Consider the following 26,246-nt stretch of genomic DNA (forward strand, 5'->3'; position numbering starts at 1 on the left):
CTTCCTCGCGGGCGCGGCGATCAGGCCACGCCATAGCTTCTGGGCAGACGCAACTCGGTCAGAGTGCCGCCATCTTCATGGTTATACAACTTCACCGTTCCACCCGCGCGGGTCACGCTGGCCTGACTCAGGAACAATCCCAGGCCGAACCCCTTGCCCTTGGTGGTGAAGAACGGCTTGCCGAGCTGTTCGGCAATGGCCAGCGGCACGCCCGGGCCCTGGTCGCGGATGCTCAGGCAGATTTCCCCGGCATCCCAGTCCAGGCGGATATCCAGGTCGTCCGGACAGGCATCCGTCGCGTTATTGAGCAGGTTCAGCAACGCCTGGCTGAGGTCGGTCGGCGGAGTCATCCGCGGTGCCTTGCCCTTGCCAAGCGTCTGGTAGCGATAGCTCGCCTCCGGGCGCATCAAATGCCAGCGCCGCAGCACCGCTTCGACCCATTCGTTGGCGCCCTGCTCTTCCACCGCCTGGCGACGATCCGCTTCGGCGGCGCGTACCAGGTGCTGCAGGGTGGTCTTGCAGAGCTTGACCTGCTCCTGCAGCAGGGCGAGATCTTCCTGCAACATCGGCTGGTCCGCATTGGTCTGGCGCAATTCCTTGAGCAGTACGCTCATGGTCGCCAGCGGCGTGCCCAGTTCATGAGCAGCGCCGGCGGCCTGGGTGGCCACGGCCAGAAGTTGTTGGTCACGCATGCCTTCCTCGCGACGCTGCGCCTGCAACTGCTCCTGGCGGCGCAGCGACTCGGACATGCGGGCGACGAAGAAGGTGATCAGCGCGGCAGCCAAGGCGAAGCTCAGCCACATGCCATAGATAAGGAGGTTGTCGCGTTGCCCCGCAGCCATCTCCAGCGGGTGGAACCACACCAGCAGCACCGTATAGCTGGCCAGCGCCAGGCCGGCCAGGGCGATGGTGTAGAGCCACGGCAGCGTCGCCGCGGCGATGGTCAGCGGCACCAGGTAATAGGAGACGAAGGGGTTGCTCGAGCCGCCGGAGTAATACAGCAGCACGCTGTGGATAACCAGGTCGCAGGCGAGCTGGACGGCGTACTCCAGCTCCGTGACCGGCCACGGGCCGCGCAGGCGCAAAGCCGTGCCCAGGCAGAGCACAAGGGAGACACCGAGGGTCACGCCCAGCGCAAGCCAGGGCAGTTGAATCAGCTGGGCCTTGTAGGCGAGCCCGACCGAACCGGCCTGGGCGGCAAGCACGAGAATACGGATGAGCGTCAGATGCAGAAGGTTCTGACGACTGGCGGAAAGCTGGAAAACCGGTGGGCGCATGGTGAATTCCGGAATTTGCGCGAGTATAGCCAAGAGCCTCCTCTCCTTTATGCGGCATAGCGCCACAGCATACTCCAGCGTGGCCCGCGTCGGCCGCTTCGCGCCGAAACAATTGGTGACATCCGTCAATAACCCGGATCGGAACGAATCCTCGTCAAAGGGTCTGACAGTCCTCGCCTCTGGCTCTACTAAGCTGTGGCCGGGACATTTTCTGGAGCAAGGAGTCATCCATGTCTGTACTGAAGAAACCCTTCACCGCCATCGCCGCCGCCATCGCCCTGTGCGCCACCAGCGTGGGAGCCTTGGCAGACGAACCTCGCTACAACCAGGTTTCGCTGCGCGCCGAGGTCAGCCAGGAAGTCGCCCACGACCTGATGCACGTGACCCTGTTCAGCGAGAACCAGGCCACCGATCCGGCCAAGCTGGCCAGCGAGACCACCACCGCGCTGAATGCGGCCGTGGAGCAGGCACGCAAGGTCAAGGGCGTGACCGTCAGCCTGGGCAGCCGCAACAGCTACCCGGTGTATGACGACAAGGGCCAGAAGATCACGGCCTGGCGCGAGCGCGCGGAAATCCGTCTGGAGAGCACCGACTTCGCCGCCCTCTCGCAACTCACCGCCGACCTGCTGGGCAAGTTGAAGATGAGCAGCATGGACTTCAGCATCGCCGACGCCACTCGCGCGAAGAACGAGGACGCGATGATGAAAGGCGCCGTGGATGCCTTCAAGGCCCGCGCCCAGGTACTCACCGACGCGCTCGGCGGCAAGGGCTACAAGCTGGTCAGCCTGAACCTGAACACCTCCGGCGCGCCACGTCCGATGCCGGTGATGCGCATGGCCGCCGCCAAGTTCGCCTCCATGGATTCGGCACCGGCGCAGGAAATCGAAGCCGGCACCAGCCAGGTCACCGTCAGCGCCGATGGCACGATCGAGGTGCAGATGCCGTAACACTCACGGCCATTTCCAGCGCGGCGCCTTGGGGGACCGGGGCGCCGCCGCTCGACCGCACGGTTCCCATTGTCGAAATTGCGACATTCCCTTGCACCCGCGTCACAACTTCTACACTCATCCCGGTTAGCCGCTTGCACCCGGCATGTGCCGTGCATAGCTTCACGCAACGCAGCTCACGAGGCTGCCCCTCGATGACAACCAGAATAAACAGAGGTCCCAATGCGTAAGAACGCCGTCATCCGCGCCATGATTGCCGCTGGGCTGATCGCCAGCGCCCCGCTCGCCCACGCCGCCAACAACCTGGTCTACTGCTCAGAAGGCAGCCCCGCGGGCTTCGACCCCGGCCAGTACACCACCGGCACCGACTTCGATGCCTCGGCGGAAACCGTGTTCAACCGCCTCACCCAGTTCGAGCGCGGCGGCACCCAGGTCATCCCCGGTCTGGCGGAAAAGTGGGACGTATCCGATGACGGCAAGACCTACACCTTCCACCTGCGTTCCGGCGTGAAGTTCCACACCACCGACTACTTCAAGCCGACCCGCGAGTTCAACGCCGACGACGTGCTGTTCACCTTCAACCGCATGCTCGACAAGAACCATCCGTTCCGTAAGGCGTACCAGACCGAATTCCCCTACTTCACCGACATGGGCATGGACGCGAACATCGCCAAGGTGGAGAAGGTCGACGACAAGACCGTCAAGTTCACCCTCAACGAAGTCGACGCGGCGTTCATCCAGAACCTCGCCATGAGCTTCGCCTCGATCCAGTCCGCCGAGTACGCCGACCAGTTGCTCAAGCAGGGCAAGGCCAGCGACATCAACCAGAAGCCCATCGGCACCGGCCCGTTCGTGTTCAATCGCTACCAGAAGGACGCGATGATCCGCTTCAAGGCCAACCCGGACTACTGGAACAAGGGCGAGGTGAAGATCGACAACCTGATTTTCGCCATCAACACCGACGCCTCGGTGCGCATGCAGAAGCTCAAGGCCAACGAGTGCCAGATCACCCTCTTCCCGCGCCCGGCCGACCTGGAAGCGCTGAAGAAGGACCCGAACCTGAACATGCCGTCTCAGCCGGGCTTCAACCTCGGCTACATCGCCTACAACGTCCTGCACAAGCCGTTCGACAAGCTTGAAGTGCGCGAGGCGCTGGACATGGCGGTGAACAAGAAGGCGATCATCGACGCCGTCTACCAGGGCGCCGGCCAGCTCGCGGTGAACGGCATGCCGCCAACCCAGTGGTCCTACGACGACAGCATCAAGGACGCAGGCTACAACCCGGAGAAGGCCAAGGAGCTGCTGAAGAAAGCCGGCGTCGCCGAAGGCACCGAGATCACCCTGTGGGCCATGCCCGTGCAGCGCCCGTATAACCCCAACGCCAAGCTGATGGCCGAGATGCTGCAGTCCGATTGGGCCAAGGTCGGCATCAAGGCGAAGATCGTCACCTACGAATGGGGCGAGTACATCAAGCGCGCCAAGGGCGGCGAGCACGACGCCATGCTGATCGGCTGGAGCGGCGACAACGGTGACCCGGACAACTGGCTGGGCACCCTCTACGGCTGCGACGCCGTGGACGGCAACAACTTCTCCAAATGGTGCGACCCGGCCTACGACAAGCTGATCAAGGATGCCAAGCGCACCCCGGAACAGGCCAAGCGCACCGAGCTGTACAAGCAGGCCCAGCACATTCTCAAGGAGCAGGTGCCGATCACCCCGATCGCCCACTCCACCGTGTACCAGCCGATGCGCAAGACGGTGCAGGACTTCAAGATCAGCCCGTTCGCGCTGAACTCGTTCTACGGCGTCAGCGTCGGCAAGTAAGGCGACGGCCGCCGGCAACCGCCGGCGGCCAAAGCCCCGACCGCCAGCCCCATGCCCAGCCATTTCCGCAAACGGCTCTCCGGGATGATCCTGGCGAGCCTGCTCGGCTGCACCTCGGCATTCGCCCAGTCCCTGGTAGTCTGCACCGAGGCCAGTCCCGAGGGCTTCGACATCACCCAGTACACCGCCGCGACCACCGCCGATGCTTCGGCCGAGACGGTCTTCGAGCGCCTGGTGCAGTTCGCCCCCGGCAGCACCCGCGTGGTGCCGGCGCTGGCGGAGAGCTGGGAAATCAGCGACGACGGCCTGCAATACACTTTCACCCTGCGCCAGGGCGTGAAATTCCACAGCACCGACTACTTCACGCCGACCCGCGAGTTCAATACCGACGACGTGCTCTGGAGCTTCCAGCGCCAGCTCGACCCGAAGCACCGGTGGAACAAGCTGGCCCCGCGCGGCTTCCCCTATGCCGAGGCAATGGGCCTGCCGAGCCTGATCGGCACGGTGGAAAAGCTCGACGAGCACCACGTACGCTTCACCCTCAAGCACCCCGAGGCGCCTTTCCTCGCCGACCTGGCGATGGGTTTCGCCTCCATCTACTCGGCCGAGTACGGCGACCTGCTGCTGGCCGCCGGCAAGGCCGAGCAGTTGAACAACCTGCCCATCGGCACCGGCCCCTTCGTCTTCCAGCGCTACCAGAAGGACGCCCAGGTGCGCTTCACCGCCAATCCGGACTACTGGGGCGGCAAGCCGAAGATCGACCGTCTGCTGCTGGCGATCACCCCTGATCCGAACGTGCGGATCCAGAAGGTCAAGGCCGGCGACTGCCAGATAGCCGTCTACCCCAAGCCCACCGACGTGCCCGCGCTGCGCCAGGACCCGAAACTCAAGGTCGAGGAACTGGACTCCCTGCTGGTCGCCTACGTCGGCATCAATACCCGGCATAAACCGCTGGACGATGTGCGCGTGCGCCAGGCGATCAACCTCGCCTTCGACCGCAACGCATACCTGCGCGCGCAGTTCGGCGAAGGCGCCGCCACATTGGCCGTGGCGCCCTATCCGCCGACACTGTGGGGTTCCGATCCGCAGCTCAAGGTCTGGCCCCACGACCCGGCGCGCGCTAAACAACTGCTGGAAGAAGCCGGCATCAAGCCCGGCCTGAAACTGTCGATCTGGACCCGCCCCGGCGGCGGCCCGACCAACCCCAACCCCGGCATCGGTGCGCAGATGCTGCAGGACGACCTGGGCAAGATCGGCATCCAGGCGGACATCCGCGTCTTCGAATGGGGCGAGCTGATCAAGCGCGCCAAGCAGGGCGAGCACGACCTGATCTTCATGGGCTGGGCCGGCGACAATGGCGACCCGGACAACTTCCTCACGCCGAACCTGTCCTGTGCGGCGGCGAAAAGCGGCGAGAACCAGGCCGGCTGGTGCAACGCGGAGTTCGACGAACTGCTGCGCAAGGCCCGCGCCATTACCGACCAGGAAACCCGCGCGGGCCTCTACCGCCAGGCGCTGGCGATCTACCAGCACGAAGCGCCGTGGATCGCCCTGGCCTACCCGAAGCAGTTCGCCGTGGTGCGGCCTGGCGTAACAGGCTTTACCCTGAGCCCCCTGGGCTCGAACAATTTTTCCCGTGTGCAGCTACAGGGCTCGCCGGGACCATAACGACAAGGACCAGACCTCAAAAGGGTCGATGTCGACAAGAACGGACCGCCCATGACGCGGCCCAACCGTGACCATCCCATGTGGAGAACTCCCCACAATGCTGTCCTTCATTGCCCGGCGCTTCGGGCTACTGATCCCGACCTTCTTCGGCGTCACCCTGCTCACCTTCGCGCTGATCCGCCTGATTCCGGGCGACCCCGTGGAAGTGATGATGGGTGAACGCCGCGTCGATCCGCAGATGCACGCCGAGGCCATGCACCGCCTGGGCCTCGACAAGCCGCTTTACCAGCAGTATCTCGACTACATCGGCAACCTCGCCCAGGGCAACCTCGGCGAATCGCTGACCACCCGCGACAGCGTCTGGCACGAATTCCTCACCCTGTTTCCCGCCACCCTCGAACTGTCGCTGGCGGCCCTGCTGTTCGCCGGTGTCTTCGGCCTGCTCGCCGGGGTGATCGCAGCGTTGAAGCGAGGCTCGCTGTTCGACCACGGGGTGATGACCATCTCCCTGGCCGGTTACTCGATGCCGATCTTCTGGTGGGGCCTGATCCTCATCATGCTGTTCTCCGTGAGCCTCGGCTGGACGCCGGTCTCCGGGCGCCTGGACCTGCTCTACGACATCGAGCCGAAGACCGGCTTCATGCTCATCGACACGTTGCTGTCCGATGAAGAAGGCGCCTTCATGGACGCCGTGCGCCATCTGATCCTGCCCGCCATCGTGCTGGGCACCATCCCGCTGGCGGTGATCGCGCGGATGACCCGCTCCTCGATGCTCGAAGTGCTGCGCGAGGACTACGTGCGCACCGCCCGCGCCAAGGGCCTGTCGCCCGCCCGCGTGGTATTCGTGCACTCCCTGCGCAACGCCATGATCCCGGTGCTCACCGTGTTCGGCCTGCAGGTCGGCACGCTGCTGGCCGGCGCGGTCCTGACCGAAACCATCTTCTCCTGGCCCGGCATCGGCAAATGGCTGATCGACGCCATCGGACGCCGCGACTACCCGGTGGTGCAGAACGGCATCCTGCTGGTGGCGACCCTGGTGATCCTGGTGAACTTCATCGTGGACATCCTCTACGGCCTCGCGAACCCACGCATCCGCCACCAACGCTGAGGAGTCGACGACATGAGCATCGCAAGCAAAGCTCCCGCCAGCGACCCGAGCCTGGTCTACCCCTCCCCGCTGAAAGAGTTCTGGCATGCCTTCTCGCGCAACAAGGGCGCGGTCGGCGGCCTGCTGTTCATGCTGGTCATCGTGTTCTGCGCGCTGTTCGCGCCCTGGGTCGCGCCCCATGATCCGAGCGAGCAGTTCCGCGACTTCCTGCTCACCCCGCCGCTCTGGCTCGAAGGCGGCAACGCGCAGTTCCTGCTGGGCACCGACGAGCTGGGCCGCGACCTGCTCTCGCGCCTGATGCACGGCGCGCGGCTGTCGCTGATGATCGGCCTGACTTCGGTGTTGATCTCGATGATCCCCGGCATCTTCCTCGGCCTGCTCGCCGGCTTCTCGCCGACCCGCCTGGGCCCGGTGATCATGCGCCTGATGGACATCATGCTGGCCCTGCCCTCACTGCTGCTGGCGGTGGCCATCGTCGCCATCCTCGGCCCGGGCCTGATCAACACCGTGATCGCCATCGCCATCGTCTCGCTGCCGGCCTACGTGCGCCTGACCCGCGCCGCCGTGATGGGCGAGCTGAACCGCGACTACGTCACCGCCTCGCGCCTCGCCGGCGCCGGCACACTGCGCCTGATGTTCGTCACCGTGCTGCCCAACTGCATGGCGCCGCTGATCGTGCAGGCCACCCTGAGCTTCTCCTCGGCCATCCTCGACGCCGCCGCCCTGGGCTTCCTTGGCCTCGGCGTACAACCGCCGACGCCCGAGTGGGGGACCATGCTGGCTTCCGCGCGCGACTACATCGAGCGCGCCTGGTGGGTCGTCTCGCTGCCCGGCCTGACCATCCTGCTCAGCGTGCTGGCGATCAACCTGATGGGCGACGGCCTGCGCGACGCGCTGGACCCGAAGCTGAAGAACGCGGCGTGAGGACAGCAGCCATGCATAACCTGACCGCCGCTGTAGGAGCGAGCTTGCTCGCGAACCTGCAATCTTCTGCGTTTCCCGTTCGCGAGCAAGCTCGCTCCTACCAGAACAAGAGACTGACGGAGACCGCCGTATGAGCCTCCTCGACCTGCGCAATCTTTCGGTCCGCTTCGGCGACCGCAACGCCATCCCGGTGGTGGATGGCCTCGACCTCTCGGTGGACAAGGGCGAAGTCCTGGCCATCGTCGGCGAATCCGGCTCCGGCAAGTCGGTGACCATGATGGCGCTGATGGGGCTGATCGACGCCCCCGGCATCATCACCGCCGACACCATGCAGTTCGACGGCACCGACATGCTGCGCCTGAAGGGCCGTGAGCGTCGGCGCATCGTCGGCAAGGACATCGCCATGGTCTTCCAGGACCCGATGACCGCGCTCAACCCCAGCTTCACCGTCGGCTACCAGATCGAGGAAGTGCTCAAGCTGCACCTCGGCCTGCGCGGCAAGGCCCTGCGCCAGCGCGCGCTGGAACTGCTCGAACGGGTGGAAATTCCCGGCGCCGCCCAGCGCCTGGACGCCTACCCGCACCAGCTCTCCGGCGGCATGAGCCAGCGTGTCGCGATCGCCATGGCCATCGCCGGCGAACCCAAGCTGCTGATCGCCGACGAACCCACCACCGCGCTGGACGTAACCATCCAGGCACAGATCATGGAGCTGCTGCTGAACCTGCAGCGCGACCAGGGCATGGCGCTGATCCTGATCACCCACGACCTCGCCGTGGTCGCCGAGACCGCCCAGCGCGTCTGCGTGATGTACGCGGGTCAGGCGGTGGAGATCGGCCAGGTGCCGGCGTTGTTCGACCTGCCGACCCATCCCTATACCGAAGCGCTGCTCAAAGCGATTCCGGAACACAGTGCCGGTGAAGAGCGCCTGGCTACCCTGCCCGGCATCGTCCCCGGCAAGTACGACCGTCCGCAGGGCTGCCTGCTGTCGCCGCGCTGCCCCTACGTGCAGGACAACTGCCGCAGCGTGCGTCCGGCCCTGGAGCCCCACGAGCGCGGCGCCGTGCGCTGCTTCTACCCGCTCAACCTGAACACCGAGGTGGCCCGATGAACGCCGTTCTGACCGCCCGCGACCTGACCCGTCACTACGAAATCTCCCAGGGCCTGTTCAAACCGCACGCCCTGGTTCGCGCGCTCAACGGCGTGTCCTTCGACCTGCAGGCCGGCAAGACCCTGGCCGTGGTCGGCGAATCCGGCTGCGGCAAGTCCACGCTTGCCCGCGCGCTGACCCTGATCGAGGAGCCCACTTCCGGCTCGCTGCAGATCGCCGGCCAGGAAGTGAAAGGCGCCAACCACGAGCAGCGCAAACAGTTGCGCCGCGACGTACAGATGGTCTTCCAGAACCCCTACGCCTCGCTCAACCCGCGGCAGAAGATCGGTGACCAGTTGGCCGAACCGCTGGTGATCAACACCAGCCTCTCCCGCATCGAACGCCGCGAGCGCGTACAGGCGATGATGAAGCAGGTCGGCCTGCGCCCCGAGCACTACCAGCGCTACCCGCACATGTTCTCCGGCGGCCAGCGCCAGCGCATCGCCCTGGCCCGAGCCATGATGCTGCGGCCCAAGGTGCTGGTAGCGGACGAACCGACCTCCGCGCTGGATGTGTCGATCCAGGCCCAGGTGCTCAACCTGTTCATGGACCTGCAGCAGGAGTTCGGCACCGCCTACGTGTTCATCTCCCACAACCTCGCCGTGGTCCGCCACGTGGCTGACGATGTGCTGGTGATGTACCTCGGTCGCCCCGCGGAAATGGGCCCGGCGGACAAGCTCTACGAGCGCCCGCTGCATCCCTACACCCAGGCCCTGCTCTCGGCCACCCCGGCAATCCACCCGGATCCGTCCAAGCCGAAGATCAAGATCCAGGGCGAGCTCCCCAACCCGCTCAATCCGCCCAGCGGCTGCGCCTTCCACAAGCGCTGCCCGTACGCGACCGAGCGCTGCAAGACCGAGGTGCCGGAGCTGCGCCTGCTCGATGAACGACAAGTCGCTTGTCACCACGCCGAGCAGTTCCTGAACTGATGCGAAACGGGCCGGTCATAGGCCGGCCCTCTTTCGGATACAGCTGCGTCCTACAGCGCAGCGGGAACAGGCCTACGGCCTGATCCAGAGCGTCCCGCTAGGGTGGCGTCCCGCCACTGTCCTGCACCGCAGTGGCCGTTATCCACAGGGCCACACTCCGCATGCTGCTGTTCTTCCTCCTGCTGATCCTTGTCACCGCCATCGTCGCCAATGTGCAGCTGCACAAATGGAAGCGGCAACGGCGGATGGACGTGCGCGCGGCAGTGAAATCACGGAAGAAATCGTCGACGACGAAGAAAAAGGCGCCAGGGGACGTCGATCTCGACGAGATCGACTGGGATGGACTCGACCAGGAAGAACTGGACTTCACCACACCGCCCTCGCCAGCGCCAAAGCCACCCGCGCCGGTTCGTGCCAAGGCTCCTGCCACGCCACCACCGGAGGCCAAGTCGAAAGCCGAGCCGAGGGACGAGTTCCTCCCTCTGGAGCGAGCCTTGCCACCGGGCCAACTCACGGCCGCCCAGCGCGACGCGGCCATGGCGCAACTGCTCAAGACCAGCCTGCACATCCCGGCTCCGGAGCCCGGAGAAGAGCATGTGGTGCTGGACATGGACGACGGCAGTTACGTGCCGGTCGCCACGCACCCAGCCGCGGCAGCCATCGCCCTCGGGCATCTCGCCGAGAGCCTGCAACAGCGCAAGGGCGCGCAGTTACTGCGCGAGTTGCGTGGCAGGGAACTCGGCTTGCTGGTGGTCGCGCGCAATCCGCAGAAGCCTTCCGTGGCACGGCTGTGGAAAATCCAGCCAGGCGACCTGTGATCTCTACCTGCAACCTTGCACCGTAATGTCCGGCTCTCGTAGGAGCGGGCTTTGCCCGCGATGTGCAACAGCCCAACTCAGCGCTGCCGGAAATCTTTCGCGGACGGAGTCCGCTCCTACAATCCTGCGCCGACACATCCGGCTGCGCTTCTACGAAGAGGCCCGTTCAAAGATCGCGGATCACTGCCAGGCGCACGCCGAACCCCAGCAGGATTCCGCCGAAGCCCCACTGCTGCACCCGCTGCATCGTCCTGTGCCGCGCCAACCAGCGGCCCATACGCTCGCCGCTGACCGCGTAGAAGCTATCGAAGCCCAGCCCGACCACCACCAGCACGCCGCCCAGCAGCGCGAATTGCAGCGCCAGTGGCCCGTTCTGCGGATGAATGAACTGCGGCAATAGCACCGAACAGAACAACAGCGCCTTGGGGTTGAGCAGATTGGTCAGCAGGCCCCGGCGGAATGCACGCCGGTAGCTGACTGTGGATAACCCGGCCACTCCCGTTGCCACCGGCAAACCCGCCGGTGCTCGCAGCAGTTGCAGACCGATCCACGCCAGGTAGAGACCACCGCCGATGCGCACCACATCGAACGTCCACGGCGCCGTGCGGAACAGCAGTGCCAGCCCGGTCGCCGCCAGCGCCACATGGCAGGCGCGCGCCAGGCCCAACCCCAGAGCGGTTGCCAGAGCAGCTCGGCAACCGTCCCGTGCGCCGGTATGCAGCAGGAGAATCATGTCCGGCCCCGGCAGCAGATAGACCATCGCCAGGGCCAGCAGGAAGACGCCGATATCCACAGGAGCCACTCCGAAGAAGACATTGTGGATAAGGATTCTATGCCTGAAGTTCAGAGCAGGTGCTTGCGTATTCCACCAGCACAAAGCTACCAATTGGCATATCCTGCCAATCCGAAGCCAAATAGCCAGCCATTCATGCCAACCCCAAAACTGGACGCCTACGACCACCGCATCCTCGCCGCCCTGCAGCGCGACGGCCGCCTGACCAACGTGCAGCTTGCCGAGGAAATCGGGCTCTCCCCTTCGCCCTGCCTCAGGCGCGTGCGCATCCTCGAAGAGGCCGGGATGATCCGCGGTTACCACGCCGAACTGGGCCGCGACGAAGTCGGCCTGGGCCTGACGGTGTTTGTCGGCGTGAAGGTCGAGCGCCACAGCGACACCAGCGCCGCCGCCTTTCGCCAGGCGGTGATCGACCTGCCGGAGGTCATCTCGGTGCATCTGGTCAGCGGCGAGTCGGACTTCCTCCTGCAAGTAGTGCTACCCGACCTGCGCGCCTACGAGCAATTCCTCACCGGCACCCTGCTCAAGCTGCCAGGCGTCAGCGACATCCGCAGCAACTTCGCCATCCAGACGGTGAAGGAGTCGGCGCCCCTGCCGTTGCGGCACCTGCCTAAGTAGCGAAAAACCTCAGGAACGCGCGCAGGTCCGCCTGCGCCTGTTCCACGTCCGCCTGGGCGAAACGCACCTCGCTGTGCGCCGGGCATTGCGCCAGGCGGCCGATGTCCAGCGGGTGCAGCACGCCCAGCAGCGGGTAGCCACCCATGGTCTGTCGGTCGGCCAGCAGGATGATCGGCTGGCCGTCCGGCGGGACCTGGATGGCGCCTTCCACGACGCCCAACGACCACTGCCGACGTGGCGCGCCCAGGGCTTCGCCGCGCAGGCGCACGCCCATGCGGTCGGATTGCGGGCTGATCTGCCAAGGCTGGGCGAAGAAAGCCCGGCGCTGTTCGGTGGTGAAGGCATCCGGGCCTGGCAAAACGCGCAGGACCGGGCATTCGCGGTAGTCCGGCCGATAGGGCCAGGGCACGTCGGCGCCACGGGAGAAATGCTCGCCCGCAGCGGCGCATTCCAGCACATCCCCCACGGCCAGGGGCTCGCCATTGCCGGCAAGACCTCCGAGCCTTTCCCGCGTCTGGGTCGAAACGCTACCCAGTACCGGTGCCGCACGGAAACCACCGGCAGCGGAAAGATAGGCGCGCTGTCCGGCACGGGCGAAACCGAGCTTCAGGCGCTGTCCTGCCCGAACATGAAAACGCGACCAAGCGGGAAGCGGTTCGCCATCGAGCCGGGCAGGCAGCTCGGCGCCGGTCAGCGCCAGCCAGGTATCGTCCTGCACCTCCAGCTCCACGCCGCCCAGTGCGATCTCCAGCAATGCTGTGCCGTAGGGGTTGCCGAGCAGGCGATTGGCCCAGGCCGCGGCGTGTTTATCCACAGGCCCGCCAGGAGAGACACCGAGCTGCTGCCAGCCCTGGCGCCCGCCATCCTGCAACAGGCACAGCGGGCCGCAGGCGATGACTGTCAGGCTCATGTATCACCACCGGCAGCACGAAAAGCAGCTTCGTCGATGGGCACGAAGCGCACCCGATCCCCCACGGCCAGCGGGCAGGGAGGCGTCGCGCAGGGATCGAACAGGCGCTGCGCGGTGCGCCCCAGCAAGTGCCAGCCGCCGGGCGAGGCCTGTGGATAAACCGCTGTCTGGCGCTCGGCAATCGCCAGGCTGCCGGCCGGCACGTGCGTGCGCGGCGTTGCCCGGCGCGGCAGGGCGAGGCGTTCGTCCAGCTCGCCGAGGTAGGCGAAGCCAGGAGAGAAACCGATGGCGCCGACGCGATAGTCGCGGCCAACGTGCAAATCGATCACCTGGGCCGGAGCAAGCCCGCAGAGACGGGCGACTTCGGCGAGATCTTCGCCGGCATACCACACGGCGATTTCATGCAGGCGCCCGGCGGCATTCACTTGGGAGTCACCGGGCCAGTCTGCCAGCGCGGCCTGCACGCGGCTTTGCAATTGCGGGAGGTCGATGCGCAACAGGTCGTAGTGCAGCAACAGCGTGGTCCAGCCCGGTACGCAATCCGTCAGCGCCGTACCCAGCTCGGCGCGCAGTCGCTCAGCCAGTCGGGCGATGCGCAGCGGCAGCGTTTCGTCGGGCTGCTCGGCCAGGGTGATCAGCAGCGCCGTGGCGCCGAAGGCTTCGACGCGGATCATGCCTGGTCCAGCAGGCCACGCAGGCGCCGCAGCACCGCCAGGGATTCGGGGTTGTCACCGTGCACGCAGAGGCTGTCGGCGCGTAGCCGCAGCGGGTTGCCGTCGATATCCGGGAAGGGTTCGCCACGGGCGATGGCCAGGGCCTGGTCGAGGATGCGCTGCGGATCATGGTGTACGGCGTTGGCCAGGCGGCGCGGGGCGAGCTGGCCATCGGGCAGGTAGGCGCGGTCGGCGAAGGCTTCGAACATCAGTGGGACGTCGGCCACATCGGCCAGTTGCAGCTCGCGGCTGTTGTCGGCCAGCGCCAGCACCATCAGCGGCAGGCGCTTGCGGTAGGCCGCGCAGGCGTCGAGCACGGCACAGAGCAGCGCGTCGTCGCGCACCAGGTCGTTGTACAGCGCGCCGTGGGGCTTCACGTAGGCCACCTGGGTGCCGGCGGCGCGGCAGAAGGCATCCAGCGCGCCGATCTGGTAGAGCACCAGAGCGCGGACCTCCTCGGGTGAGCAATTCATGTGGCGGCGGCCAAAGCCGGCGAGGTCCGGGTAGGCCGGGTGCGCGCCGATACTGACGCCCTGCTCCACCGCCAGGCGCACGGTGCGCTGCATGGTCAGCGGGTCGCCCGCGTGGTAGCCACAAGCGAGGTTGGCCTGGTCGATCAGCGGCATGGCATGGGTGTCGTCGCCCATGCGCCAGGCGCCGAAGCTTTCGCCCATGTCGCAGTTGAGCAGGATTCGCGTCGTGCTCTCGGTCATCGGTGTCGCCATCCTTCCAAGTTTCCTACAGGGTAAAGCAGACCATGGCCTTTGGCCTTCGGAGAATACTCAGTCACGTTCAGGAGGAGTACTATCCCCGGTCTGTAGTAGCGGATACCTCCCCGAATGATCAAAGCCGCCATCCTGGCCGCCTTCGGCCTGAGCATCGTCTATGTCCACCTGCGTGGACGGGTGCGCCACAAGTTCACGCGCCAGCTGAGCGACCATTCCAGCTTCCTGGCGCCGATCAACTGCCTGATGTACCTGTTCTCCAAGGTACCCAGCCGCCCATACCTGGCGACCGAGCAGTTCCCTGAAATGCGCCTGCTGACCGAGAACTGGGAAGCCATCCGCAGTGAAGCGCTGCACCTGCGCGATGCCGGCAGCATCAAGCGCTCCGACCAGCTCAACGACGTCGGCTTCAACTCCTTCTTCAAAACCGGCTGGAAGCGCTTCTACCTGAAATGGTACGACGACAGCCATCCGTCGGCCGATGCGCTGTGCCCGAAGACCACCGAGCTGCTGCGGCAGATTCCGTCGGTGAAGGCCGCAATGTTCGCCGAGCTGCCGCCGGGCTCGCGCCTGGTGCGCCACCGCGACCCGTACGCTGGTTCGCTGCGCTATCACCTGGGCCTGCTGACGCCGAACGACCCGGGCTGCTTCATCGAGGTGGACGGCGAGCGCTACCACTGGCGCGACGGCGAGGCGGTGGTGTTCGACGAGACGTATATCCACTACGCCGAGAACACCACGGAGCATGACCGGGTGATTCTCTTCTGCGACATCGAGCGCCCGCTGAAGTACGGCTGGGTGACGGCCTTCAACCGCTGGTTCAGCCGCAACGTGATGGCCGCGGCCGCCTCGCCCAACGACGCGGGCGACAAGACCGGCGGCATCAACCGCGCGTTCGCCTCGCTGTACAAGATCCGCCTGCAGGGCAAGGCCCTGAAGAAGCGCAACCGCAAGCTGTACTACCTGCAGAAGTGGGGCTTCTTCGCGGCGGTGCTGGCGCTGTTCCTGTGGATCTGAGCAACTGGATTCAAGCGCCCCGATATCAAAAAGGCCTCCGCAATCGCGGGGGCCTTTTTGTTTGCCCCGCCGACAACGCAGTGCGGTGCTCCCCTGTAGGAGCGAGCTTGCTCGCGAACCCGTCCAGCGCTGGAGCCGCCGGAAAATCCGTTCGCGAGCAATCTCGCTCCTACGAAAAGCCAGTCACGCTGAGCGTGGGAGCGGACTCCGTCCGCGATGGGCTACGCCCAACACCCGATCAATACACGTCGCGCCGATAACGCCCGCTTTTAATCCTGTAGGAGCGAGCTTGCTCGCGAACCCACCCAGCGCCGGAGCTGCCGGAATACCCGTTCGCGAGCAAGCTCGCGCCTACGAAACGCCAGTCACGCTGAGCGTGGGAGCGGACTCCGTCCGCGATTGACTACACCCAACGCCACCTCAATACACGTCGCGCCGATAGCGCCCACTCTCCAGCAGCGCCTCGACCTCGGCATCGCCAAGCATCTCGCGCAGGGCGCGGTCGACGCCTTCGGCCATGCCCTGCAGGCTGCCGCAAACGTAGATCGCTGCGCCCTGGTCCAGCCACTGGACAAGGATTTCGCCATTGGCGCGCAGGCGATCCTGTACGTAGACCTTCTCGGCCTGGTCGCGGGAGAAAGCCACGTCCAGGCGCTGCAGCTCGCCACGCGCCAGCATGCGATCCAGCTCGTCGCGGCAGTAGAAGTCGTGGGCAATGTTGCGCTCGCCGAACAGCAGCCAGTTGCGCGAACGGCCTTCGGCAACGCTGGCTTGCAGCAAGGCACGCAGGCCGGCGATACCGGTGCCGTTACCGATCAGGATCAGCGGGCGATCGTCCTCGGTGAGATGGAAGCTGCGGTTGCGCCGCAGGCGCAGCAGCAGGCTGCCGCCTTCGGGCAGGTACTGGGTCAGCCAGCCGGAGCAGATACCCAGCGAACCGTCGGCGTGCTGCTCCTGGCGCACGATCAGCTCCATCGCGCCTTCGCTGCGCAGCGAGGCGATGGAGTACTGACGCACCGAGAGCTTGATCAGCGCGTCAACCACCGCCTGGCCGTGCAGGCCGACCAGATGCTCCAGGTTCGCCGGCAACAGGCAGCCGGCCAGGGCGTCCTTGAGCGGCATGGGCAGGCCGTCGACCTGCACCTTGGCCACGCCGTCGAGGCCAAGGCGTTCGAGCCAACGGCTGACGAGGAATTCCGGTTGGCGCGGAACGATTTCCACCAGGTCGCCAGCGGCCCAGTCGATCTGCGAATCGCTCGGTGCCCCGAGGCGCAGCAGCCAGGTGGATTCGCCCTGGCTGCCGGGGTTCAGGTGCTCACGGCCACTCAGCGTCCAGACCTCGAAGGCCGGCGCGGTGAAGGCCACTTGCGGCGCGGCGCCGGAGAGTTCGGCCAGGCGTACCTGCCAGTCATGCAGCGCGGCGGCATCGCCGTTGTCCACTTCCACGCCGTCGAACAATGGGCGCGCACCCTGCCCTTGCAGCCAGCCCTGCATGCGCCGGGCGAAGCCGCAGAAGTCTTCGTACTGGCGGTCGCCCAGGGCGAGGATGGCGAAGCGCAGGTCATTGAGGCCGAGAGTCTGGCCGAGCACCTGGCGCTCGAAGCCACGGGCGCTGTCCGGCGCCTCGCCCTCGCCGAAGGTGCTGACCACGAACAGCGCATTACGAGTCTGCTCCAGCTGCGCTCGGTCCAGCTTGCCCAGCGGCTCGACGCGCACCGGCAGGCCGGCAGCCTGCAGCTGGCCGGCGCTCTGCCAGGCCAGCTGCTCGGCGAAGCCGCTCTGGCTGGCGTAGCCCACCAGCCAGGAATCGGCGCCGCCGGCGTTGCTGCCCAGTTCACCGCGGGCGGCCAGGGCCGCGCGCTTCTTGCGACGGCGGTCGAGGTAGAGCAGCCAGCCGGTAATGAAGAACAGCGGCATGGCCAGGCTGGCGAGCATCATCAGGATGCGCCCGGTGAGGCCGAAGTAGCTGCCCACATGCAGCGCGTAGACGCTGGTGAGCAGTTGCTTGCCGGTGCTGCTGTCGTTGTAGCGGCGGTCCTTGAGCAGCTTGCCGCTGGCCGGGTCGATGGTCATCTCGTTGAAGGCGCGTTCGTGGGCAGCGTCATCGAGGAGGTAGAAGACGGTGGCCGGCTGGCCCTTCACCGGCGGCAGGCGCAGGTTGTAGGCAGTCATGGCGGAGCCGCCGGTCTGCTGGATGGTGTTCCAGATGGCGGTGGCATCGACTACCGGCGGCGGGCCCTCAGGCGCCTGGCCGCGTTTGCCGCCGCGCTGGCCACCCTTGGCCTGGCCGGCGGGGGCGTCATCGAGCAGCTTGAACAGGCCGCTGCGGTACCACTCGTAGGACCAGTAGAGGCCGGTCAGCGAGGCCAGGAGGTAGAACACCAGGCACCAGGTGCCGGCCACGGCGTGCAGGTCCCAGTTGAAGGCGCGGCCTTTCTTGCGCCAGTCGAAGGTCAACCAGGTGCGCCAGTTCAGCGCCTTGCGCGGCCAGCGCAGGTACAGGCCGGAGAGGCAGAAGAAGATCAGGATCAGGGTGCAGGCGGCAGTGATCCGCTGACCGACTTCACCGGCGGCGAGGAAGCGGTGCAGCTGCATGATGAACATGAAGGCGCCCTCGCCCACTGGCGCGGGCAGGGCTTCTGCGGTGTAGGGGTCGACATACAGGGATTCGCCACGGCGCTGGCCCGGTGGCGGAGTGAAGAAGATGCGCGCGGACTCCACGCCCTCGGTCTTGAGCCAGAAGAAGGCGACCTTCTTGCCTGGTTCGGCGCTTTCCACCCGGCGGATCAGTTCGTCCATCGGCAGCACCGCTTCGGCGCGCTTTTCCACCACCAGGCTGTCGGGGTTCATGGCGCGCAGGATCTCATCCTGGAACGACAGCATCGCCCCGGTGAGGCCCATCAGTGCCAGTACCAGGCCTGCGCTGATACCGAACACCCAATGCAACTGGAACAGGACTTTCTTCAACACCGCGGCTTCACCTTCGGACACCCATCACGCAGGGCGGGCATTTTAATGAGAATGGCTCGCAAACGCAGCCGTTTTAACAATCTTTACCCTGGCCTTACCTTCGGCACTGGCGGCCCGGACAAAGAAAAGCCCCGGCCGAGGAGCATCGGCCGGGGCGGGTCGCCAGAGGTGCGCGCCCTTAGAAGTGGAAGTTGGTGGACAGCAGCACGGTGCGGCCGGCCGCCTGCGACGCGTAGTGCGCGGCATAGGCCTTGTCGAAGTACTGCTTGTCGAAGACGTTCTGCACGTTGAGCTGGAAGTCGACGTTCTTGCTCAGCTTGTAGGAGGCCATTGCGTCGTAGCGCCAGTAGTCCGGCACGTACATGGTGTTGGCCACGTCGCCGTAGACCTTGTCGACGTAGAAGGTGCCGCCGCCGATGGTAGCGTTGGGCAGTACGTCGTAGGTGGTCCACAGGCTGAAGCTGTTTTCCGGGGTGTTGGGCATCTGGTTGCCGTCGTTGGACGGAGCGGTGGCGTTCACCGTGCCGGTACGACCCGCCTTGCCCGCCTTGACCAGCTCGCTGTCGAGGTAGCTGTAGCCGGCGAAGACCTTCCACTTGTCAGTCAGCTTGCCGCTGGCGGACAGCTCGATGCCGTCGACGCGGGACTGGCCGGCGTTGTCGTAGGTCTGGTTGGAGACCAGCACGCGGGCGTTGTCCTTGTCGGTGCGGAAGATCGCCGCGGTCAGCTCCAGGCGCTCGTCGAGGAAGTTCCACTTGGTGCCGATTTCGTAGTTGGTGGTTTCTTCCGGCTCCAGGTTGTTCTTCACCGCAAAGGTGTCCACGGCGTTGCCGGTGTCACCGTTGTCCAGCATCGAGCCCGGCGGGGTCGCGGAGGTCGCGTAGGACGCGTAGATGCTGCCGTTGGGCGCCGGCTTGTAGACCACGCCGGCCTGCCAGTTCCAGAAGCTGGAGCTGTCTTCGAACTTGGTGGTCGGCGACACGCCATGGTTCTTCGCGGTGGTCTCGAAGCTGTCGAAACGCGCGCCGACGTTGACCTGCCACTGCTCGTTCAGGTCAATGGTGTCGAAACCGTAGATCGCCTTGGTGGTGGCCACGGTGTTCAGCGGCTTGTAGTTGCGGACGATGCTGCCGTTCCACGGGTCGTGCGGGTTCGGGTTTTCCAGGCTGGTGCAGTTGTAGCCGCTGGGCGCGCCGACGATGGCCGGGCGGCACTTGTTGGCGCCGGCGCTGGAACCGGTGTTGGTGTTCACCGTGTAGCCGTCGCGCTTGCTGTCTTCGCGGGTGAATTCCAGGCCGGTGGTGAAGCTGTTCTTGAAGCCGGCCAGGTAGAACTCGCCGAACAGGTCGGTCTGGTTGGTCGCGGTGGTGGTGGTGCTGATGCGGTTGTTGTTGCGGCGCCAGACCGTGCCGTTGTTGATGTTGCCCTGGCTGTCGTCGGGCTGGGTCCAGATGTAGTCCTGGTGCGCGGTGCCGTAGCGCAGGGTGTTGCGCAGGCCCAGGGCATCGTTGAAATCGTGCTCGAAGGTGATGGTGCTGGTGTCGATGCGGCTCTTCTGGAAGTCGCGATCTTCCAGGCCGTAGTAGTTGTCGCGGTCGACGTTCACCGGTTTGTCGGGGTTGTGCTTGCTGCGGTCGGCGCTCTTGGCATACGGGATGCCCGAGTCCGGGGTGTCGTCACTTTCCAGGTGGTAATGGCTGACGGTGACGCGGGTCGGGCCATTGAGGCCGAAGGTCAGGGACGGCGCGATACCCCAGCGGCTGGCGTCCACCGCCTGGCGACCGGCGACGTTCTGGTCGTGGGTCATCAGGTTCAGGCGGAACGCGGCGTTGCCGTCGAGGAACTCTTGATTGGTGTCGAGGGTGTAGCGACGGGTCTGGTCGGAGCCGTAGGTGAAGCTGCCGTCGGTGAAGTTGCCGGCCTTGGCCTGCTTGCTGATCAGGTTCAGGCTGCCACCGGCCGAGCCGCGGCCACCGAAGGCCGAGTTCGGGCCCTTGCTGACTTCGATCTGCTCGAGGTTGAAGACTTCACGCGATTGCGCGCCGGTGTCGCGGACGCCGTCGACGTAGGTGTCGCTCTGCGCATCGAAGCCACGGATGAACGGACGGTCACCCGTCGGGTTGCCACCCTCGCCGGCGCCGAAGGTAATGCCCGGCACGGTAGGCAGCGCATCCTGCAGGGTCAGCGCGCCGGTGTCCTTGATCACCTGCTGCGGCACTACGGTCACCGAGCGCGGCGTATCCAGCAGCGGCGCGGTGTACTTCTTCGAGGCAGACTTCTCGACGTTGTAGGTGGTCGGGTCCTGCTGCTGGGTGCCGACGACAGTGTCGGCGTCCAGGGACAGGACGTCCTGGCCGGACTTCTTCGACGAAGCTTCGGCGGCGTGGGCCAGATGAGTACCGGACATGGCGGTGATCGCCACGCCGACAGCGCTGACTAGAAGGCGCGGCTTGCTGCCGGCGAACTCGGTGGATTGACGCGACATCGAAACTCCCTCCCCAGGGGCTCATGAAGGCCGCGCAATCTATTGCAAATAAGAATTTGTATCAATTCACATTCATTACCATACGCAGATGATTTACAACTTTTACACTTTCTCCCTGTCGGAAGTAGGGGTATGGCGGTTGTACCGATATGTTGCAAATCATTATCATTGGCAAATTATCGAACCTGATGGAACCGGCCCATGCTGCTGCACATTCCTGGCGTCTTCACCCGCGATGAGGTGACGCGCATCCGCGCCGCCCTGGAACAGGCCGAGTGGGCCGACGGCAAGGTCACCGCCGGCTACCAGTCGTCCCGCGCCAAGCACAACCTGCAACTGCCGCAGGACCACCCACTGGCCCGCGAGATCGGCGAGGCCATGCTGCAGCGCCTGTGGAGCAACCCGCTGTTCCAGTCCGCCGCGCTGCCGAGCAAGGTCTTCCCGCCGCTGTTCAACTGCTACACCGGCGGTGGTTCGTTCGACTTCCACATCGACAACGCCGTGCGCGACACCCAGGGTGGCCGCGAGCGCGTGCGCACCGACGTGTCCTCGACGCTGTTCTTCAGCGACCCGGACGACTACGACGGCGGCGAACTGGTGATCCAGGACACCTACGGCACCCAGCAGGTGAAGCTGCCGGCCGGCGACCTGGTGCTCTACCCCGCCACTAGCCTGCACAAGGTCAACCCGGTGACCCGTGGCGCGCGCATCGCCTCGTTCTTCTGGACCCAGAGCCTGGTGCGCGAGGACAGCCAGCGCGCCCTGCTGTTCCAGATGGACCAGTCAATCCAGGCACTCACCCGCGACGTGCCGGACCACCCGGCGCTGATCGAACTGACCGGCACCTACCACAACCTGCTGCGCCGCTGGGTGGACGTCTGACCCGCCATGAGTTTCGTCCTGCGTCGCACTGAAGAAATCAACGTCGAAGACCTCACCGGCCAGCTCGCCAACAACCCGCGGCAGACCGCCCGCCTTATCGTGACCGGCGCCCGCGACGGGGACCTCGAAGCCCAGGCATTGCTCGGGCAGATCCTCCTCGACGGCCACGGCATCGAACAGGACGTCGGCCTCGCCCTGACCTGGTTCGGCATCGCCGCCGAGCGCGGCCACGCCATGGCGCGCAACATGCTCGGGCGCTGCCTGGAGCACGGCTGGGGGTGCGCAAAGGACGAGACGGCTGCGGCCGGCCATTACGCCATCGCGGCGCAGCAGAAGCTCGACTGGGCGATGTACAACCTGGCCAACCTGCTTTCTACCGGCCGTGGCGTGCAGCGCGATGACGCCCGCGCCCTGGCGCTGTACCAAAGCGCGGCGGCGCTGGGGCACGCCAAGTCGATGAACCTGGTCGGGCGCTTCCACGAGGAAGGCCTGGTAGTGGCGCGCAACCTGGACGCGGCACACCAGTGGTACCGTCGGTCGGCCGAGGCCGGCGATTTCCGTGGACAGTTCAGCCACGCCTCGGTGCTCGCCGAACGCGGTGACCTGCCCGCCGCACGCATCTGGCTGGAACGCGCGCTGGAAGGCGGCAACCTCAACTTCCTGCGCGTAGCCCGCCAGCAGCTCGCCGCCTCCATGCCACCGAGCCTGCGCGAACTGACCCTGGCCTACTTCCAGCGCGCCGCCGAGCTGGGCGACGAATCGGACCTGCATCAACTCGCCGAGCAGATGGGCGTCGCCTGACACCCCTTGACGTAATTTTCACGCCAACCCTGCTATCTTCGCCGGCTAACCTGGCTGCCGGAGTGTTCGGCAGCCGCCACGTAACGACGAGGCGCAAGTGTCGAACACCACATCCCCCGTAGCGCGCAAACGCGTGGACTGGGCCGCCCTGGGCTGGCTCCTGCTGTTCTTCTGGTACTTCTCCGGCGTTACCCAGGCGCTGATCCTGTTCAGCGGCACTACCGGCTTCGCCGGCTTCCGTGACGCGTTCTTCCTCAGCAGCCTGTGGCTCGCACCGCCGCTGCTGCTGCCGCGCTTCACAAAGGGCATCGCCGCCGTCATCGGCCTGATGCTCTGGGGTGCCTCGCTGGTGGGGCTGAGCTACTTCGGCATCTACAAGCAGGAGTTCTCGCAGAGCGTCATCTTCGTGATGTTCGAATCGAACACTGCCGAAGCCGGCGAGTACTTCAGCCAGTACTTCAGCCTCTGGCTGTGCCTGGCATTGCTGGCCTACACCGTGGTCGCCGTGGTGCTGTGGAAGCGCATCCGCCCGATCAGCATGCCGGCCTATGCCCGCGTGCCGCTGGCCGTGCTGCTGGTCGTGCTGAACCTGTTCTACCCCTTCTACAAGCAGATGGTCACCCAGGAGCGCACCTTCGCCCAGGCGGTGGAAAAGGTGCAGTCGCGCATGGAGCCGGCGGTACCGTGGCAGTTGGTGGTGGGCTACGTCCAGTACCGCCAGCAACTGGACAACATGCAGAAGCTGCTGCAGCAGAACGCCTCGCTGCCGCCCTTGCAGAACCTCAAGGACAGCAGCGGTAACGAGCCGCGCACCCTGGTCCTGGTGCTGGGCGAATCCACCACCCGCCAGCACATGCACCTGTACGGCTACGGCCGCGACACCACGCCGAACCTCGACGCCCTCGCCGCCAGCGGCCAGGGCCTGACCGTGTTCCAGAACGTGGTTGCGCCGCGCCCCTACACCATCGAGGTGATGCAGCAGATTCTCACCTTCGGTGATGAGCAGAACCCGGACAGGTTCCTCACTGATCCATCGCTGATCAACCTGATGAAACAGGCAGGCTACAAGACCTTCTGGATCACCAACCAGCAGACGATGACCAAGCGCAACACCATGCTCACCACCTTCTCCCAGCAGACGGACGAGCAGGCGTACCTGAACAACCAGCGCAACCAGAACGCCAGCCAGTACGACGGCGTGGTGCTGGACCCGTTCGAGAAGGCCCTGAAGGACCCGGCGCAGAAGAAGTTCATCGTGATCCACCTGCTGGGCACGCACATGGACTACCGCTACCGCTACCCGGAAGAATTCGCCTACTTCAAGGACCGCCAGGGCGCGCCCTCGGCGCTGTCGGATGACCAGGTGGAGACCTACAACTTCTACGACAACGCGGTGCGCTACAACGACTTCGTGGTGTCGAGCCTGATCAAGCGCTACTCGGCCGCCAACGCCAACGGCTTCATGCTCTACCTCTCCGACCACGGCGAAGAGGTCTACAGCTCGGGCAACCACGACCGCCTGGGCCGCAACGAGATGGACCCGACCCGGCCGATGTACACCATTCCGTTCATGGTCTGGACCTCGCCGAGCTGGCAGGCCGACCACCCCCGCGACCTGCAGGCGGTGGCCAATCGCTCCTACAGCAGCTCGCACCTGATCCATACCCTGTCGGACCTCGCCGGCCTGAGCTACGACCGCTACGAACCGGCCAAGAGCCTGGTGAACCAGCAGTTTGCCGCTGCACCGCGCTGGATCGGCGACCCGTACAAGAAGGACGGCCTGCACGAGTTCGACAAGCTGCCGCTGGACAAGGCCGCGCAGCAGCAGGAAATCGCCACCGACGCCAAGGCGCCGGCCACGGCGCAGACCCCGGTGGCGAAGCAGCCCAAGGAGGGTTGAGTCTTCAGTGATGTGATGAAAACGCCCCGCTCCTGCGGGGCGTTTTTCATTCCGCCTGACGAGAATGCACGGCGCTTTCTTGTAGGAGCGAGCTTGCTCGCGAACAGCCCATCGCAGCTGGACCAGAGCGTTCGCGAGCAAGCTCGCTCCTACAGGGTGGTGTGTCGCTTCGGCTTCCTTCTTGGCACGGGATTTCGTGGACGAAGTCCGCTCCTGCGCAACAGCTTCAGCATCGCAGAATGAAAAAGCCCCGCATCAGCGGGGCTTTTTCATTGAAGCAAGCCTTACAGGTAGAACGCCTTCAGCGGCGGGAAGCCATTGAACTCCACCGCGCTGTAGCTGGTGGTGTAAGCCCCGGTCGACAGCCAGTACAGACGATCCTCGGCTGCCAGGTTCAGCGGCAGACCGTATTTGTAGTGCTCGTACATGATGTCCGCGCTGTCGCAGGTCGGCCCAGCGATCACCACTTCTTCCAACTCGCCTTTCTTCTCGACATGGATCGGGAACTTGATCGACTCGTCCATGGTTTCGATCAGCCCGGAGAACTTGCCCACGTCGGTGAACACCCAGCGTTCGACGGCGGTGCGCGACTTGCGTGCCACCAGCACCACTTCACTGACCAGGATGCCGGCGTTGGCAATCAACGAACGGCCCGGCTCCAGGATGATTTCCGGCAGCTCGTCGCCGAAGTCTTCCTTGAGGAAGCGGATGATTTCTTCGGCGTAGGTTTCCAGGCTGTTGGTCTTGGCGATGTAGTTGGCCGGGAAGCCGCCGCCCATGTTGATCAGCTTCAGTTCGATGCCGTCTTCTTCCTTCAGGCGCTCGAAGATGACCTTGACCTTGGCGATGGCCGCGTCCCACACGCCGATGTCACGCTGCTGCGAGCCAACGTGGAACGACACGCCGTAGGGCACCAGGCCCAGGTCGCGGGCCAGCACCAGCAGGTCCATGGCCATGTCGGACTGGCAGCCGAACTTGCGCGACAGCGGCCAGTCGGCAGAGGTGGAGCCCTCGGTGAGGATGCGCACGTAGACCTTGGAACCCGGTGCGGCCTTGGCGATGTTGCGCAGGTCGGCCTCGGAGTCCGTGGCGAACAGGCGTACGCCCTTGTCGAAGAAGTAACGGATGTCGCGGGCTTTCTTGATGGTATTGCCGTAGCTGATCTGGTCCGGACGCACACCGGCCTTCATCACCTTGTCCAGCTCGTAGATCGAGGCGATGTCGAAGTTCGAGCCCTTGTCGCGCAATAGCTCGGTGATCTCGGTGGCGGGGTTGGCCTTCACCGCGTAGTAGATCTTCGCGAACGGGAAGCAGCCGGTCAGCTGGTCATAGGCGTCGGCGATGGTCTGCTTGTCGATGACGACGAAGGGGGTTTCCTGCTTGTCGGCGAATGCCTTCATGCGCTGGAAGGTTTCGGGGGCGAAGTAATCCTCGACCTTGATGGACATGGTTGGGACTCCAAATGGCAGAACAGGTTATTCGTAGGGGTGAAGCTGAACGTCGAATCCGTTTCCCCACTTTGGTTCGCCTACTTCCCAAGGCATGTCGCCGAGTATCACCTGGTGCCCGGCGACTCCTGCGACCACTCCCTGGCGTCGTTGCTCCGCCTTGCCGTAGTCGATCTACTGTCTGCGGCGAAGCGTCTAGCCATGAAGTGGTCGCAGAAGCCGCTGAAGGGCTTCCAGAAAATCTCTCGTCGTCAGTACTTGAGCCGGATGGATCGTTTCCAGCATGGACGTTCGGGCGCGAACTTTAGGACCTGAAGTTCGTGAGTTCAACCCTGAATTGCC

At 65.2% G+C, this 26,246-nt stretch carries 22 protein-coding genes; 14 read left to right on the forward strand and 8 right to left on the reverse strand.

The annotated features are described in order from the left end of the window. Positions 1–20 precede the first annotated feature (20 nt). Complete coding sequence (locus tag G4G71_RS27325) at positions 21–1,277, reverse strand: ATP-binding protein (RefSeq protein ID WP_024765915.1); 1,257 nt, start codon at positions 1,275–1,277, stop codon at positions 21–23. A 230-nt stretch (positions 1,278–1,507) separates the two neighbouring features. On the opposite strand from G4G71_RS27325, the gene G4G71_RS27330 reads away from it, so the two are divergent. The 8 genes from G4G71_RS27330 to G4G71_RS27365 all read left to right on the forward strand — a co-directional run bounded on the left by G4G71_RS27330 (position 1,508) and on the right by G4G71_RS27365 (position 10,642). After that, on the forward strand, positions 1,508–2,224 hold the full coding sequence (locus tag G4G71_RS27330) for an SIMPL domain-containing protein (RefSeq protein WP_169941739.1): 717 nt from the start codon (positions 1,508–1,510) through the stop codon (positions 2,222–2,224). A 222-nt stretch (positions 2,225–2,446) separates the two neighbouring features. Then, positions 2,447–4,048, forward strand: a complete 1,602-nt coding sequence (locus G4G71_RS27335) for an ABC transporter substrate-binding protein (protein WP_169941741.1) — start codon at positions 2,447–2,449, stop codon at positions 4,046–4,048. Positions 4,049–4,099: 51 nt separating this feature from the next. Then, the gene (locus G4G71_RS27340) at positions 4,100–5,716 is read left to right on the forward strand and encodes an ABC transporter substrate-binding protein (RefSeq protein ID WP_169941743.1); all 1,617 of its coding nucleotides are present in this window, start codon (positions 4,100–4,102) and stop codon (positions 5,714–5,716) included. 97 nt (positions 5,717–5,813) lie between these two features. Beyond that, positions 5,814–6,824, forward strand: a complete 1,011-nt coding sequence (locus G4G71_RS27345; RefSeq protein WP_169941745.1) for an ABC transporter permease subunit — start codon at positions 5,814–5,816, stop codon at positions 6,822–6,824. A 12-nt stretch (positions 6,825–6,836) separates the two neighbouring features. Then, positions 6,837–7,748 carry an ABC transporter permease subunit gene (locus G4G71_RS27350; protein WP_045209545.1) on the forward strand — a complete coding sequence of 304 codons (912 nt, stop codon included), beginning with the start codon at positions 6,837–6,839 and terminating at the stop codon, positions 7,746–7,748. Between the two features lie 130 nt (positions 7,749–7,878). Then, positions 7,879–8,856, forward strand: coding sequence for an ABC transporter ATP-binding protein (locus G4G71_RS27355; protein ID WP_169941747.1), 978 nt, complete (start codon positions 7,879–7,881; stop codon positions 8,854–8,856). Next, the gene (locus G4G71_RS27360; protein WP_169941749.1) at positions 8,853–9,824 is read left to right on the forward strand and encodes a peptide ABC transporter ATP-binding protein; all 972 of its coding nucleotides are present in this window, start codon (positions 8,853–8,855) and stop codon (positions 9,822–9,824) included. Before G4G71_RS27355 ends, G4G71_RS27360 begins: the two co-directional genes overlap by 4 nt. 161 nt (positions 9,825–9,985) lie before the next feature. Next, entirely contained in the window at positions 9,986–10,642 is a 657-nt protein-coding gene (locus tag G4G71_RS27365; RefSeq protein WP_169941751.1) for a hypothetical protein, read from the forward strand. 166 nt (positions 10,643–10,808) lie between these two features. Here G4G71_RS27365 and G4G71_RS27370 read toward each other — a convergent pair whose 3' ends face one another. Beyond that, positions 10,809–11,435: a LysE family translocator gene (locus G4G71_RS27370; RefSeq protein WP_169941753.1), complete on the reverse strand. Its 627-nt coding sequence runs from the start codon at positions 11,433–11,435 to the stop codon at positions 10,809–10,811. A 135-nt stretch (positions 11,436–11,570) separates the two neighbouring features. Here G4G71_RS27370 and G4G71_RS27375 point away from each other — a divergent pair, with 135 nt between their 5' ends. After that, positions 11,571–12,053 (forward strand): Lrp/AsnC family transcriptional regulator, encoded by a 483-nt coding sequence (locus tag G4G71_RS27375; RefSeq protein ID WP_169941755.1) that lies wholly within the window; start codon positions 11,571–11,573, stop codon positions 12,051–12,053. Here the strand turns inward: G4G71_RS27375 and G4G71_RS27380 are convergent. The 3 genes from G4G71_RS27380 to G4G71_RS27390 are packed head-to-tail and all read right to left on the reverse strand — an operon-like array spanning position 12,046 to position 14,389. Then, on the reverse strand, positions 12,046–12,963 hold the full coding sequence (locus G4G71_RS27380) for a 5-oxoprolinase subunit C family protein (RefSeq protein ID WP_169941757.1): 918 nt from the start codon (positions 12,961–12,963) through the stop codon (positions 12,046–12,048). The genes G4G71_RS27375 and G4G71_RS27380 overlap by 8 nt on opposite strands. Beyond that, positions 12,960–13,637 carry a 5-oxoprolinase subunit PxpB gene (gene pxpB / locus G4G71_RS27385; protein ID WP_169941759.1) on the reverse strand — a complete coding sequence of 226 codons (678 nt, stop codon included), beginning with the start codon at positions 13,635–13,637 and terminating at the stop codon, positions 12,960–12,962. The genes G4G71_RS27380 and pxpB overlap by 4 nt, the downstream gene beginning before the upstream one ends. Then, complete coding sequence (locus G4G71_RS27390) at positions 13,634–14,389, reverse strand: 5-oxoprolinase subunit PxpA (protein ID WP_169941761.1); 756 nt, start codon at positions 14,387–14,389, stop codon at positions 13,634–13,636. The genes pxpB and G4G71_RS27390 overlap by 4 nt, the downstream gene beginning before the upstream one ends. 129 nt (positions 14,390–14,518) lie before the next feature. Here G4G71_RS27390 and lpxO point away from each other — a divergent pair, with 129 nt between their 5' ends. Then, positions 14,519–15,418 (forward strand): lipid A hydroxylase LpxO, encoded by a 900-nt coding sequence (lpxO, locus tag G4G71_RS27395; RefSeq protein ID WP_089285829.1) that lies wholly within the window; start codon positions 14,519–14,521, stop codon positions 15,416–15,418. Positions 15,419–15,838: 420 nt separating this feature from the next. Here lpxO and G4G71_RS27400 read toward each other — a convergent pair whose 3' ends face one another. Both G4G71_RS27400 and G4G71_RS27405 read right to left on the reverse strand, forming a co-directional pair. After that, positions 15,839–18,385 (reverse strand): sulfite reductase flavoprotein subunit alpha, encoded by a 2,547-nt coding sequence (locus G4G71_RS27400; RefSeq protein ID WP_240964978.1) that lies wholly within the window; start codon positions 18,383–18,385, stop codon positions 15,839–15,841. A gap of 181 nt (positions 18,386–18,566) precedes the next feature. Continuing rightward, positions 18,567–20,873: a TonB-dependent receptor gene (locus tag G4G71_RS27405; protein ID WP_169941765.1), complete on the reverse strand. Its 2,307-nt coding sequence runs from the start codon at positions 20,871–20,873 to the stop codon at positions 18,567–18,569. A gap of 201 nt (positions 20,874–21,074) precedes the next feature. Between G4G71_RS27405 and G4G71_RS27410 the strand changes: the two genes are divergently transcribed. The 3 genes from G4G71_RS27410 to G4G71_RS27420 all read left to right on the forward strand — a co-directional run bounded on the left by G4G71_RS27410 (position 21,075) and on the right by G4G71_RS27420 (position 24,456). After that, complete coding sequence (locus tag G4G71_RS27410) at positions 21,075–21,755, forward strand: Fe2+-dependent dioxygenase (RefSeq protein ID WP_169941767.1); 681 nt, start codon at positions 21,075–21,077, stop codon at positions 21,753–21,755. A 6-nt stretch (positions 21,756–21,761) separates the two neighbouring features. Next, on the forward strand, positions 21,762–22,556 hold the full coding sequence (locus G4G71_RS27415) for a tetratricopeptide repeat protein (RefSeq protein WP_169941769.1): 795 nt from the start codon (positions 21,762–21,764) through the stop codon (positions 22,554–22,556). A gap of 97 nt (positions 22,557–22,653) precedes the next feature. Further along, positions 22,654–24,456, forward strand: a complete 1,803-nt coding sequence (locus G4G71_RS27420) for a phosphoethanolamine transferase CptA (RefSeq protein WP_169941771.1) — start codon at positions 22,654–22,656, stop codon at positions 24,454–24,456. Positions 24,457–24,740: 284 nt separating this feature from the next. Here G4G71_RS27420 and G4G71_RS27425 read toward each other — a convergent pair whose 3' ends face one another. Continuing rightward, positions 24,741–25,904, reverse strand: coding sequence for a type III PLP-dependent enzyme (locus G4G71_RS27425; protein ID WP_169941773.1), 1,164 nt, complete (start codon positions 25,902–25,904; stop codon positions 24,741–24,743). A gap of 39 nt (positions 25,905–25,943) precedes the next feature. On the opposite strand from G4G71_RS27425, the gene G4G71_RS27430 reads away from it, so the two are divergent. After that, a complete protein-coding gene (locus G4G71_RS27430; RefSeq protein ID WP_169941775.1) occupies positions 25,944–26,219 on the forward strand; it encodes a hypothetical protein in 276 nt (91 codons plus the stop codon). Positions 26,220–26,246 lie beyond the last annotated feature (27 nt).

The sequence above is a fragment of the Pseudomonas multiresinivorans genome (genome assembly GCF_012971725.1).
Classification (GTDB): domain Bacteria; phylum Pseudomonadota; class Gammaproteobacteria; order Pseudomonadales; family Pseudomonadaceae; genus Pseudomonas; species Pseudomonas multiresinivorans.